Source organism: Brevundimonas pishanensis (genome assembly GCF_022750635.1).
Classification (GTDB): domain Bacteria; phylum Pseudomonadota; class Alphaproteobacteria; order Caulobacterales; family Caulobacteraceae; genus Brevundimonas; species Brevundimonas pishanensis.
On the sequence record NZ_JAJKBG010000004.1, the window covers coordinates 312,433 to 325,594 of the forward strand.

Below are 13,162 nucleotides of genomic sequence, written 5' to 3' on the forward strand. Positions count from 1 at the left end.
TCAGGGGTGTTTTGCGAAGTTGCAAAATGGGCGAAAAACTGTTTCTCGGTAACAAGGTTCGTAAACTGCGCGAGGCCAAGGGCTGGACTTTGGACCATTGCGCGTCGCGTCTGGCGCTGTCGCCTTCCTACCTTTCGCAGATCGAGACGAACCAGCGACCGGCCACGGCGCGGGTGCTGATTTCCCTGACCCGTGCCTTTGACGTGGATGCCAGTATTTTCGATCTGGAGGGTGATGCCCGCCTGATCGCCGACCTGCGCGAAGCGGTGAGCGACGTCGCCGGATCAGGCGAAGTGCCGACTCCAGCCGAACTGAAACACGCCGTGACCAATGCGCCGCGTCTGGCGCGTCAGTTCCTGAGCCTGCACCAAAACTATCGTCGCCTTGATGACCGGCTGAAAACCCTGAACGAGACGCTGGGCCGCGACGAGAAACAGGTCTCGGCTCCTGTCCTCCCCTATGAGGCGGTGCGCGACTTCTTCCACTATCGCGACAACTATATCGACACGCTGGATCAGGCCGCAGAGCAATTGGCCGAAAGGCTGGCCATCGGTGCCAGCAACCACCCGGAACGCCTTTTGGAACATGCCCTTGGCGATCTGTGCGGGGTACGTGTGGCCTATGGAGAGGGGTTGATGCGGCGGTATGATCCGCAGGCGCGTATCCTCTATATCGACCCTGCCCTGCCCGCCGCGACGCGCAGTTTCCAGATGGCGCACCAACTGGCGCTGTTGGTCTTTACCGACACCATCGAGGACGAACTCGTTCGCGCCAATTTCGAGACGCCCGCTGCGACCGATGTGTGCCGCGTTGGATTGGCCAACTATGCGGCGGGGGCGATCCTGATGCCCTATCGTCGCTTCCTCGATAGCGCCCGCGAACTGCGTCACGACGTCGATCTGATGCGCCAACGCTTCCACACCAGCTTCGAACAGGTGTGCCAGCGACTGTCCACGCTACAGCGCCCCGGTTGGCGCGGCGTGCCCTTCTATTTCGCCCGCGTGGACATGGCAGGCAACATCACCAAACGCCACAGCGCGACCCGCTTCCAGTTCGCCCGTTTCGGCGGGGCCTGTCCGTTGTGGAACGTGCATGAAGCCTTCAGTTCGCCCGACCGCATTCTGGTGAACCTGTCGGAAATGCCGGACGGCGCGAAATACATCTGCATCGCCAAAAGCGTGTCCAAACCGGGCGGATCGTACCTTGAGCCTGACCGTCGCTATGCGCTGGGCCTCGGCTGCGAAATCGAACACGCCGACCAACTCGTCTATGCCGCAGGGCTTGACCTCAAGGGCCCGCCGACGCGGATGGGCGTTTCCTGCCGCATCTGCGAACGCACCGACTGCCAGCAGCGGGCCTTCCCGCCGATCGACCGCACGCTCCACGTTCCGCCGCACCAGCGCGGCGTCATTCCCTATGCACTGGGCTAATAGCAAAGTTAGCGAATTCTTGGATTGACGTGCGGCTGTTTTGCACCGCAATGTCCGGTTGTGCATTGCGAATACTGACATTTGTGTCAATGATGGATCGAGCGCGGTCCATCCCGTCCGTTAGACGCCGATCCAATCCCTTCATTCGGCCCTGATGGCTCCGCGCGCAGCGTTGCGCGCCCGACCTCCATCGTGCCTGCGTGCAATTTTTCGAGACGCCCATGACCAAGGCCTTTCTTGCCTCGACCGCCAGCCTGATCGCCCTCGCCTTCAGCGGGGTCGCCCATGCCGAAGAGGTTGCGCTGGATGATCCGCAAGCCACCCGCGTGGGGGACATCGTCGTCACCGCCCAGCGCCGCGAACAGGCCAGTCAGGACGTCGGCGTCTCGCTCAGCATCATCGGCGGCCAGACGCTGGACGAACGTGCCATCAGCGTCGTCAACGACCTCGAAAACGCCGTGCCGAATATGGAGGTCGACAGCCAGTTCGGCGGCGGCCAGCCCCAGTTCCGCATCCGTGGCATTGGCGCGCGTGAATATTCGTCCAACAATGCCTCCACCGTCGGCGTCTATGTCGATGAAGTCGCCCATCCCTATACGGTGACAACGCAGGGCGCTCTGTTCGACGTGGCCCGCATGGAGGTTCTGCGCGGCCCGCAAGGCACGCTCTATGGTCGCAACACCACCGGCGGCGCAGTGAACGTCATTACCAACGCCCCGACCTACTATCTGACCGGCGGTTTCAACGCCGAATACGGCAGCTATGACCGCTATAAGGTCGAGGGCTTCGTCTCTGGCCCGATCACCGAAAAGCTGCTGGGTCGCCTCGTCGCTACCACCGAACAGGGCGGCGCATGGCAGTATCACCGTGACACGGGCGAAGCCTTGGGCGAAGCCGATAAGCTGGCCATCCGTGGCCGCCTGACGTGGGATGCGACGGACAACACCACGGTCGATCTGTCCGCCACATGGCAACAGGACAACTCCGACGGCCTCGGCTTCCGCCTGCTGGGCCCGTACCGCGTGGCCGATGGCTCGATCACCTATCCGGCGGATACCGCATGGCGCATTACCGCCTGGCAGATCGCGCCGGACATGGCCGCCGTCGCAGGCCTTGGCCTCGATGCCAAGCCGCAACGCGACAACGATGGTTTTGACCTGTCGCTGCGTATCAAGTCCGACCTCGGGTTTGCCGACCTGACCTCGATCAGCGCCTATCAGACCTTCGAGCGCAACGAATACAATGACTGGGACGGCACCCGCTTTGCCGAGTCCGACGTCTATTTCTACAACGAGATCGAAGTCCTCTCGCAGGAACTGCGCCTGTCCTCCAACATCGGCGGGCCCGTGCAATGGATGGTGGGTGCCCACTATGCCAATGAGAGCAATGACGGCGGTTTCTACACCCGCTTCCGTAGCATCGGGGGCCTCATCAACACGGCCTATGCGCAGGACGTCGAAGCGTTTGGCCTGTTCACCCACAACAGCTGGCAGGTATCGGATCGTCTGAACCTGATCGCGGGCCTGCGCTGGGAAACCGAAGAGCGCACCTTGCTGAGCGCCGGCACGGTGACCGCACCGGCTATCTCCCCTGCGCCGACACGCTATGAAACCGATCTGTCGGAGTTCTCGGGCCGCCTCGGTCTGGAATACGACCTGACCGACAGCGCCATGCTCTACGCCAGCATTTCGCGCGGCGTGAAGTCGGGCGGTTTCACCACCTATAACGCGACTTCGGCGACGCCCTTCAAGCCCGAAACCGTCATCGCTTATGAAGCGGGGATCAAGTCGGACCTGTTCGACAACCGCCTTCGCCTGAACGGCGCGGTCTTCTATTACGACTACCGCGACCAGCAGGTCCAAGGTCTGGAATACGACCGCGAGACAGGCCGTCTGGGCAAGATCACCAATGTGCCGGAATCCAGCATCTATGGCGGCGAGATCGAGCTGACGTGGGTGCCGGTCGATGGCCTAAGCATTACCCAAAACCTCGGCTACAAGTCCGGCAAATACGAAAAGTATGACGCCATCGACGGCACCGCGACCGACGCCGCCAATCCGGTGGACGGCCCGTGGGACATCATCATCACCAATGACCGCTCGGGCGAACGCCTCGGCTTTCCCAAGCTGAACTATGGCGGTCAGGTCGCCTACGACTGGATGTTCAAAGGCTGGGACCTGCGCGCCGAGACCAACTACAACTACCGCGACGAGCTTTACTCCGTCACCGCATCCTCGATCATCGACGACTACTGGCTGTTCAACGCCAACCTGACCGCAGGCCCGTCAGACGCCAACTGGCGCGTCTCGCTGTGGTCGCGCAACCTGTTCGACACCTATTACGAAGAAACCCGCAACGGCTTCAACTCCTCCTCCCGCCCCACCACCAGCCCCCGTCAAGGCCGCACCGTGGGCGTGAGGTTGAGCGTGGATTTTTAAATGGAAAGGGCGGCCTTGGCGGGCCGCCTTTTTTACTTTTGCACACCTGCATCTGTCGCAGTAGGACGCAAAAGCTCTTTTCTAGCATTCTCGTACTCTTGGGTACTGATCAGCCCCTTCTCCAAAAGAACGGCCCATTTTTGTAACTCATCAGCAGTTGATACGCCTGCTTGTACGGCAAACATCGGACGCGTTGCCTGCTTACGCTCTCCAAACACTTTAACTGCACCTGAAGCCTTAGTTCCAACGTTTTGAATATACTTAAAAACAATATATATAGCGCTCACAGCAAAAATGGCAGCACCGATAAAAAATATGATACCAAATATAATAGATCCTAAACCGTCTACTATACCGTAAATCAAATAATGAATCCCTGCATACGCATATGACAGCGCAATAACAATAATACCTAAATATATTCCAATAAATTTTCTAAACAATGCACAATCCCCCCTTAGCCCATTTACGATTTGCTATAAACAATCAAGATTATACTTCCATTAACATTCTTTCAATCGATGCAAAGAAGGGTATCCTACACGCGCTAAATAGGGCGTACACTTCCAAAATTTACACGACTAATCAGTCCAGTAAGGTCCGCTTGGCATTTTTCAATGCAAAATCTGGCGTGGTGCGTGTGGCCAAAGCATTGGTGGCGGTGCTGGCCTTGATGGTCGCGCCTGTGGCCGTAGCCGACGCGCCCCAGAGCCGGATCGTCGTCGGCGTGCCGCTGGAGCCGCCGCATCTGGACCCGACGACGGGGGCGGCGGCGGCGGTGGACGAGATCGTCTATGCCAATGTGTTCGAGGGGCTAACGCGCCTGACGCCCAATGGCACGGTTGCGCCTGCGTTGGCGGAAAGCTGGAGTGCGTCGCCTGACGGCCTGTCATGGACCTTCCGCCTGCACCCCGATGTGAAGTTTAGCGACGGTAGCCCTTTCAACGCCGCCACCGTGCGCTTCTCGCTTATGTGCATCGTGGCCGACGGTTCGACCAATGCGCAGAAGGCCCTGTTTGCGCCTATCCACGCCGTGGATGTGGTGGATGACCACACCGTCACCATCCACCTGTCGCGACCGATGGCCAACCTGCCCTATCTGCTGGCTTGGGGCGATGCGGCTATGGTGTCACCCGCCAGCGCAGCCACCAACGGCACCGCCCCTGTCGGCACCGGCCCCTATCGCCTTGCCCGCTGGCAGCGTGGGGGCGAGTTGGAGCTGGCCCGCCGCGAAGACTACTGGGGCCGCGCCCCGCGCACCGACCGTGTGGTGTTTCGCTTTATCGGTGATCCCGCTGCTGCGTTTGCAGCCATTCGCGCAGGCGATGTGGATGCCTTCCCTAACTATCCGGCACCAGAGACTGTGGGCGAACTGAAGCGCAATCCGGCGCTGCGCGTCACACAAGGGCTGTCCGAGGGCAAGGTCATCATGGCGATGAACAACGCCCGCGCGCCGTTCAACGACATCCGCGTGCGCCGCGCCCTGTCCTATGCCATCGACCACCAAAACATCATCGACGGGGCCATGTTCGGTTTCGGCCAGCCGATCGGCAGCCATTATTCGCGACAAGCCGACGGCTATGTCGACCTGACCGCCGTTTATCCACACGATGTGGAAAAAGCCCGCCAACTGCTCACTGATGCAGGCTATCCGAACGGGCTGGATGTGACCCTGCGTATCCCGCCGCGCCCTTATGCCACCCGCAGCGCCGAGGTTCTGGTCAGCCAGTTGGCGCAGGTCGGTGTGCGCGTCAAAGTCGAGACACTTGAGTGGGCGCAGTGGCTCGATCAGGTATTCGGCCGCAAGCAGTTCGACCTGACCATCGTCGAGCACGTCGAGCCGATGGACTATGACATCTATGGCCGCAAGGACTACTATTTCGGCTATGACAGCGCGGCGTTCGACGCCCTACTGGCACAGGTGAACGCAGCAACGGACGAGGCCACGCGAAGTGCTCGTCTGGGTGATCTGCAACGGCTGATCGCCGACGATGCCGTCAATGTGTTCCTGTTCCAGTCCTCGCGCGTCAGCGTCGCCAAGACGGGCGTCCACGGCCTGTGGATAAACGCGCCCATCGCCGCCAATGACATGACGGGCGTGTGGCTGGATGGTGCGAGTTCGGCCGCTTCTACGAGTGCCAGTAATCGCCTGCCGTGGGGCTGGTTAGGCTTTGCCGCGCTTATCGCCCTGCTCGCATTCTCCACCTATCGGCTGGGTGCAGCTTGGACGGCCAAGAAATTGTTCGGACATGCCCTGACATTGCTGGCCGCTTCGGTGGTCATCTTCGGTCTTCTGCAAGTTCTGCCCGGTGACCCTGCCGCATATATGATGGGCTTAAACGCCAGCCCCGAAGCCATCGCCACCCTCCGCGAGCAACTGGGCCTCGATGGCGGCGTGGTCGTGCGTTACTTCGCGTGGATCGGCGGCCTCTTGGGCGGTGATTTCGGCACCAGCTACACCTATCAAACTCCCGTCAGCGACCTGATTGCCGAGCGGCTCGCCGTGTCGCTTCCGCTGGCCATCGCGGCGCTGGTCCTGTCGGTGGTGGTTGCCATTCCCATCGGTGTGCTGGCCGCCCGCCATCGCGGAAAGCTGCTGGACGGTGGGCTGATCGCGGTGATGCAAACCGGCATTGCCATCCCGAACTTCTGGCTGGGCCTGCTGCTCATCCTGCTCTTTGCCGTCACCCTAGGCTGGTTTCCGGCGGGCGGGTATAGCGGCTGGACCTCGCTCATCCTGCCCGCCCTCGCTCTGGCCGCCCCGCAAGCGGCCATTCTGGCGCGCGTGCTGCGCACGGCCCTGCTCGACACCATGAACGACGACTACGTCCGCACCGCCCGCGCCAAGGGCCTGTCGCGCAATGCCGCCCTGATGCGCCATGCCCTGCCCAATGCGTGGATTCCGGTGCTGACGGTGCTGGGTCTGCAAGCGCCCTTCCTTCTGGCGGGCGGCGTGGTGATCGAAAACGTCTTTTCCCTGCCAGGCCTTGGCCGACTGGCCTTCCAAGCCGTCAGCCAGCGTGACCTGATCGTGGTCCAGGGCGTGGTGATGGTTCTGGTGGCCGTAGTCGTTCTGGTCAGCCTGATCGTGGACATCGCCTATGCCGTCGCCGACCCGCGCCAACGCAGCGGAGGCCGCTCATAATGGCTCGCCTCCGTCCCTTATCTTTGAAAATCGGCCTTGGCCTGACGCTGACCGTCTGCGCGATTACCCTGCTGGCGCTGATCTGGACGCCTGCCGATCCACTGGCACAGGACCTTTCGCAGCGCTTGCTCGCGCCCTCCCTCGCTCATCCGTTTGGCACGGATGCATTGGGTCGCGATGTGCTCTCGCTCGTCATGGCCGCCGCCGCCAATAGCCTGTGGGTCGCGGGCAGCGCCGTCGCGCTGGGCCTGTTCCTCGGCGTGCCGCTGGGCCTCTGGGCCGCAGGCCGTTCCGGCTGGCGCGACGATGTCGTCATGCGTGGCGGAGACTTGATCTTTGCCTTCCCGTCCCTGCTGACCGCCGTCATGCTGGCCGCCGCGACAGGACCAAGCGCCTTCAACGCCGCTCTTGCGCTGGGAGTGTTCAACATCCCCGTCTTCATGCGCGTGGTGCGCGGCGCGGGCCGTGGCCTATGGCAGCGCGACTATGTCACCGCCTCGCGAGCCGCCGGACGTGGCACCGTCGCCATCTCCATCCAGCATATTCTGCCGCATCTGCTCGGCCTGCTCGCGGTGCAAGCCGCCGTGCAGTTCTCGGTCGGCGTCGCCGCTGAGGCGGGCCTCTCCTACCTCGGCCTTGCCGCACAGCCACCCGCTCCCAGCTGGGGCCGCATGCTGGCCGAGAGCCAGACCCTGATCGGCACCGCGCCGTGGCTGGCCATCTTCCCCGGCCTTGCCATATTCGTCACCGTACTGGCACTCAGCCTGACGGGCGACGGTTTGCGCGACCGCCTTGATCCGCGCCTGAAGCGGGAGGTGTGAGGATGCCGCTTCTGGATATCCGCAACCTGTCGCTGACGCTGGATGGCACGGCTCTGCTGCAAGACATCAGCCTGTCGGTTGATGCGGGCGAGGTCGTCGCCCTCGTTGGCGAAAGCGGCTCGGGCAAGTCGCTGACGGCCATGAGTATCCTCGGGTTACAGCCTGATGGAGCCGAACGTTCCGGCCAAATCCTGCTGGACGACCAGGACCTGATCCCGCTGTCCGACACCGCCATGCAGAAGGTGCGCGGTGCCAAGATCGGCATGGTGTTCCAGGAGCCGCTGACGGCGCTGAACCCCGTTATGACCATCGGCAATCAGGTGGCCGAGACGGTACGCATCCACACCGGCTGCTCGCGCAAGGATGGCCTCGCCGCCGCCCGCAAGGCATTGGATGCGGCAGGTCTACCCGCCCCGCGTTTCGGCCTCAGCCTCTATCCGCACCAGCTATCGGGTGGCCAGCGCCAGCGCGTCGCCATCGCCATGGCAACCGCGCTAAAGCCGCGCCTGCTGATCGCCGACGAGGCCACCAGCGCGCTCGATCCCGTCAATCAGGCCAAGGTGCTGGACCTGCTGTGCGGCATGGCGCGCGAGCGTGGCATGGGTCTGCTGCTGATCCTGCACGATCTGGCCGTGGCACAAGAACGCGCCGACCGCGTGGTGCTGATCCGTGGTGGCCAGTGGGTCGAGACGGTCCCCGCTCACAACCTGCCCCGTGCCTTCGCCAGCGAATACGGCCAAGGACTGATCCGCGACGCCGTCCATGCGCCGGATCATGGGCCAAGCACACCCACCGATGTGCTCGTCGTCGCCGAGGCCATCGACGTTACCCGCCTCTATGACGGCCCGCGTCGTCTGTTCGCAAAATCCCCGTCCGTTCGCGCCGTCGATGGCGTAACCTTGAGCATCCGGAAGGGCGAACGCGTCGGCCTGATCGGCGAAAGCGGCTGTGGCAAGTCCACCCTGCTGCGCGCCCTGATCGGGCTGGAGCCAATACAAGGCGGACAGGTTCTGCTGAACAGTCAGAACTGGGCCACCGCCCCCACCGCCCAAAAGAAGGCCATGCGCCGCCGCGTGCAGCCCGTGTTTCAAGATCCGGGGGCCAGCCTTGATCCGCGCTGGACCGTGGCCCGCTCTCTGGCCGAGCCACTGCACCTGCTGGAAACACCGCTCAGCCCGACCGAAGCCAACGCCCGCATTACCGAGGCTCTGGAACAGATCGGCCTGCCCGCCACCTTTGCCACCCGCCTGCCGCACCAGATGTCGGGCGGCCAGAAACAGCGCGTCGCACTGGCCCGCGCCATCATCACCCAGCCCGATCTGATCGTCATGGACGAAGCGGTATCCGCGCTCGACGTTACGGTTCGTGCCCGCATCCTCGACCTGCTAGCCGATCTGTCGGCGCGGCTCGATATCGCCCTGCTGTTCGTCAGCCACGATCTGGAGGTCGTGCGCCGCCTGACCGAACGGGTCGTCGTCATGGAGGCGGGCAAGATCGTCGAGCAAGGCCCGAGCGAAACAGTTCTTGCACATCCCGCTCATCCCGCCACACAAAGGCTGGTCGCCGCAACGCCGCGCCTGATTACGGAGCCGACCGCATGAACCGCCGCACTGTCCTCGGCAGCGCCCTGATCGGAGCCGCTGCCGCGACCGCCAGCACTGCCTCCGCAAAAGCCGCGAAGCCCAAGGGCAAGACCGGCCCGCGCAACCTGATTACCGATGTGGCGGGCATCAAGATCGGTCAGGCACAGGACGCGAACGCCCGCACCGGCGTGACCGTCATCCTGTGCGAAAAGCCCGCCGTCGCCGCCGTCGATGTGCGCGGCGGTGGCCCCGCGGGCCGCGAAACAGATGTACTGAAAGCCGAAAATCTGGTGCAGGAGGTGGATGCCATCGTCCTGTCGGGTGGCTCGGTTTACGGCCTTGCCTCGGCGGACGGCATTGCCGCATGGATGGGTATGCGCGGTCGTGGCTATGGCATGGGCGGAGGAGCGGGCGTGCCACCCTCGCCCATCGTGCCCGCCGCCTGCCTCTATGACCTCGCCAATGGCGGCGACAAACAGTGGGGCATGGACCCGCCCTATCGCCAATTGGCCGTTGAAGCACTGGAGGGCGCAGGTGATGCTTTCGCCCTCGGCACCGCAGGCGCAGGCTACGGCGCACAGGCGGGTGGACTGAAGGGCGGCATCGGCTCGGCCTCTGCTGTAACCTCTGATGGCTGGACCGTCGGGGCCATCGCCGCGGTCAACAGCGTCGGCTCGGTCATCGCGCCGGACAGCAAACAGTTCTGGGCCGCGCCTTTCGAGATTGACGGCGAGTTCGGCGCCCTCGGCACCGCCGACCTGTCCGCCGCGCACGAGGACTGGGGTAGCGCCAAATTCAATCCGCGCCCGCGCGAGAACACCACCATCGCCTGCGTAGCCACCGACGTCGCGCTCAGCCGCGTGGAGTGCCAACGCCTTGCCATCATGGCGCAGGACGGCCTGTCCCGCGCCATTCGCCCCGCCCATGCGCCGTTCGATGGCGATACGGTCTTTGTCCTGTCCACAGGCAAGATCACCATCGACGATCCGGCCCAGCGCAACATCGCTGTCAGTCGCCTCGGCAATATCGCCGCCGACGTGCTGGCCCGCGCCATCGCCCGCGGCGTCTATGAAGCCACCGCCTATGACGGCAGCGCGACGGGCACTTGGAAATCACCGGGCTGACGGTACGCCAAGGGGCCAGATGACCGTGTCCCCGACCTGTAATCCCGAAAGAACTTCTGCCCGATCGGGCCCAACACGGCCCAATGTGATTTGACGCGTCTCGACCTTGCCATCGCCTTTGCGCAACTGCACCTGAGGCCCGCCGTTCACCAAGGCGGCGACAGGCACTGATATGGCCTTGGGCTTTTCATAAAGCTTCAGACTGACACTTGCGGTCATACCGATGCGCACCAGCGCCGCGTCCTCGGGCGACAAGCCTTCAAGGCGGACACGCGCCGCAAACTGGGTCTTATCCGAGGATGCGCTGTCAGCCTCGCCCGCAACGCCGATCAAACGTCCCGGCAAAGTACGGCCCGTAAATCCAGGCCCCGTGACCGTGGCAGGCGTGCCTATCGCCAGCAAAGCCAGATCGGCTTCGTCGATCTTGAACAGGACATCCAAACCATCCAGCGCGGCGATCACGCCCAAACTCTGACCGGTGTTCAGCTTGCCGCCGACCTTGGGTCCGTTGTCCTGCCCCATGCCACCGGACTGAACGCGCACCATCACGCCTGAACGGGGAGCCGTGATAATCGCACCTGCACCGGCGGTTGCCTCCTGCAGTCGGGTCGCCGCCAGCCCGCTCTGGATTTGGGTCACACGCCGCTCTACACCCACTCCGCGCGCGCGGGTGGCGTCCAGTTCCTCTTCAGCCACTGTCACGCCCTGCATCGCTTGTCGGAGGGCGCTTTCCAGACTTTCCATCTCGGTGCGGGCAATGAGCCCCCGCGCAAACAGGCGCGCCCCTTCATCACGACGGCTGTTGGCATCTTCCAGCAGTTGGCGGGCAGCCTCTACCCCGCGCTCGGCCCGACGAACCTCGGGCCCGCTGGACCAACTCGCCATTTTCTGCGCGGTGTCCTGGGCCTGCAAATAGGCAATCTGCGCTTCGGCACCCTTGCGCCACACATCGGTGGGGTTCAGCCGGAACAAGACCTGCCCCGCATCGACGCGATCCCCAAAGTTAAAGCCTATCTCCAAGACGGTGGCGTCGGTCGGCGACAAGACTTCGACCTGCTCGCCTGGGGCGATCCGGCCGGAAAAGGACTGCTGGATCACAAAGGGTTCGTCGACGACGCGATAGGTCGCCATCGGCCCGTCAACCGCCGCCTTGTCGTCGGAGCGGCTGAACGCCAGCAGCATCAGGCCCACCAACAATGCCGCGGCGACTGCTAACAACCACTTGGGGCGACGCCTTAGTGTTCCAAGGAAATTTGCCATGTTTCCAGCGTCCTACCTAACTGTTGATCCAAGGCGGTAATCGCGTTCGCATAGGCGATGCGGGCAGACAGAGCCTGTGCATCCGCACTGCGCAGGGTGGATTGAAGGGATAGCACCTCGAAATTGCTGGCCCGCCCGGCCTGCAGCCGCTCGTTGTGAAGTTCAAGGCTCCGCGCGGCCAACTCCTTGGCGCGCAAGGCCGCCTCCAACTGACGCCAGCGCGACCCCACCTCTGCTACCGCATCGCGGACAGAGCGCTCGATACGCTCCAGATTCCCCTCGTAGCGAAGGCGCGCGCTATGGACCTGCGCCTTTGCAGCCATGACGTTGCGTCGCCCCGAAAAGTCGCCGATCGGCACATTCAACTGGATACCGACAGAGTGGGATGACAGGTCGCCAGCAATACCGTCGGTCGTAAAGCGATCAAACCCAGCGACCACCGAGACATCCCAAAGCCGTCCATTGCGGGCCAGCCGCTCGCCCATCTCGACCTGCTCCAGACCTAACTGCTGCGCGCGGATATCGCGGCGGTTCGCCATGGCTGTACGCACTGCCGCATCTGGATCGATATCCAGCGCCTCGACTTCAACCGCATCGATGGCGCGGATCGGCGTGTTGGGATCAAGCGCCAACAAGGTCAGCAGTTGGGCCCGCGATGCCGTAAGCGCCCGCTCCGTCTCCAACAAGCTTACCTCTTGATTGGCGACGTCGGACTGGGTCTGGACAATGTCGGCCGCCGCCATCCTTCCAGCGTCGATCAGGAACTGGTTGACCTCCAGAAGCTGGCGACTGCGCTCCAGCGCCATTCGCGACAGCTCAAGCCGCTCCTGCGTCTGGATAAGATTGCGATACGCATAGGTGATCTGGTCGATCAAATCGACGACGGCGGTCTCTTCCTGAAGCTGGGCCAGTTCGGCCCCGATGTGGGCCTGTCGCAAGGGGGCCGTGTTCACGTCCCATCCGGCACCGCGCAACAGTGGCTGTCTGGCATTCAGGGAAAAGCCCGTGCTAGCCGCGCCGCTCCCGTCCAGAGGTTCGTACCGGCTCCACCCCATCGAAACGGAGGTGCCGACCGGACTGGTCCAGTTAACGCTGGGCGAGATGCTCAGTTCTCCGGTCACGGGTCTGCCGTCTGTCTTGCGCTGCACAGCCGAGACCGCCACGCCGCCGCTCGGCCAGTAAGACCGGTGGGCGAGGAACAGATCGAAGCGGTCGATTACGCGCATCATCCGTAACGAACGCAGATCCCTATTGTCACGCAGACCCAGCGCGACTGCCTCTTCCAGCGTCAGATCCAGCGTCGCCCCTGCCCGCGCCGAGACGTCGGGCGGCACAGGTTGAGCGTACACATGAGGCGGGCA

General features: G+C 63.1%; 9 protein-coding genes. 6 read left to right on the top strand and 3 right to left on the bottom strand.

The genetic code is table 11. The features are described 5' to 3' along the window. Positions 1-26 precede the first annotated feature (26 nt). A complete protein-coding gene (locus LOX95_RS10160; protein WP_242914368.1) occupies positions 27-1,430 on the top strand; it encodes a helix-turn-helix domain-containing protein in 1,404 nt (467 codons plus the stop codon). Positions 1,431-1,651: 221 nt separating this feature from the next. Then, positions 1,652-3,868, top strand: coding sequence for a TonB-dependent receptor (locus LOX95_RS10165; protein WP_242914369.1), 2,217 nt, complete (start codon positions 1,652-1,654; stop codon positions 3,866-3,868). Positions 3,869-3,900: 32 nt separating this feature from the next. Here LOX95_RS10165 and LOX95_RS10170 read toward each other — a convergent pair whose 3' ends face one another. Further along, a complete protein-coding gene (locus LOX95_RS10170) occupies positions 3,901-4,311 on the bottom strand; it encodes an SHOCT domain-containing protein (RefSeq protein ID WP_242914370.1) in 411 nt (136 codons plus the stop codon). Between the two features lie 161 nt (positions 4,312-4,472). Here LOX95_RS10170 and LOX95_RS10175 point away from each other — a divergent pair, with 161 nt between their 5' ends. Genes LOX95_RS10175 through LOX95_RS10190 form a run of 4 tightly spaced genes read left to right on the top strand, consistent with a single transcriptional unit; the run spans position 4,473 to position 10,541 of the window. Continuing rightward, positions 4,473-7,013, top strand: a complete 2,541-nt coding sequence (locus tag LOX95_RS10175; protein WP_242914371.1) for an ABC transporter substrate-binding protein — start codon at positions 4,473-4,475, stop codon at positions 7,011-7,013. Continuing rightward, positions 7,013-7,834, top strand: a complete 822-nt coding sequence (locus LOX95_RS10180) for an ABC transporter permease (protein WP_242914372.1) — start codon at positions 7,013-7,015, stop codon at positions 7,832-7,834. Before LOX95_RS10175 ends, LOX95_RS10180 begins: the two co-directional genes overlap by 1 nt. A gap of 2 nt (positions 7,835-7,836) precedes the next feature. Beyond that, positions 7,837-9,435: a dipeptide ABC transporter ATP-binding protein gene (locus LOX95_RS10185; RefSeq protein ID WP_242914373.1), complete on the top strand. Its 1,599-nt coding sequence runs from the start codon at positions 7,837-7,839 to the stop codon at positions 9,433-9,435. Next, positions 9,432-10,541, top strand: a complete 1,110-nt coding sequence (locus tag LOX95_RS10190) for a P1 family peptidase (protein WP_242914374.1) — start codon at positions 9,432-9,434, stop codon at positions 10,539-10,541. The genes LOX95_RS10185 and LOX95_RS10190 overlap by 4 nt, the downstream gene beginning before the upstream one ends. Here the strand turns inward: LOX95_RS10190 and LOX95_RS10195 are convergent. Both LOX95_RS10195 and LOX95_RS10200 read right to left on the bottom strand, forming a co-directional pair. Further along, positions 10,530-11,801, bottom strand: coding sequence for an efflux RND transporter periplasmic adaptor subunit (locus LOX95_RS10195; protein WP_242914375.1), 1,272 nt, complete (start codon positions 11,799-11,801; stop codon positions 10,530-10,532). The two genes, LOX95_RS10190 and LOX95_RS10195, sit on opposite strands and share 12 nt — an antisense overlap. Next, on the bottom strand, positions 11,777-13,150 hold the full coding sequence (locus tag LOX95_RS10200; protein ID WP_242914376.1) for a TolC family protein: 1,374 nt from the start codon (positions 13,148-13,150) through the stop codon (positions 11,777-11,779). The genes LOX95_RS10195 and LOX95_RS10200 overlap by 25 nt, the downstream gene beginning before the upstream one ends. Between the last annotated feature and the right edge of the window lie 12 nt (positions 13,151-13,162).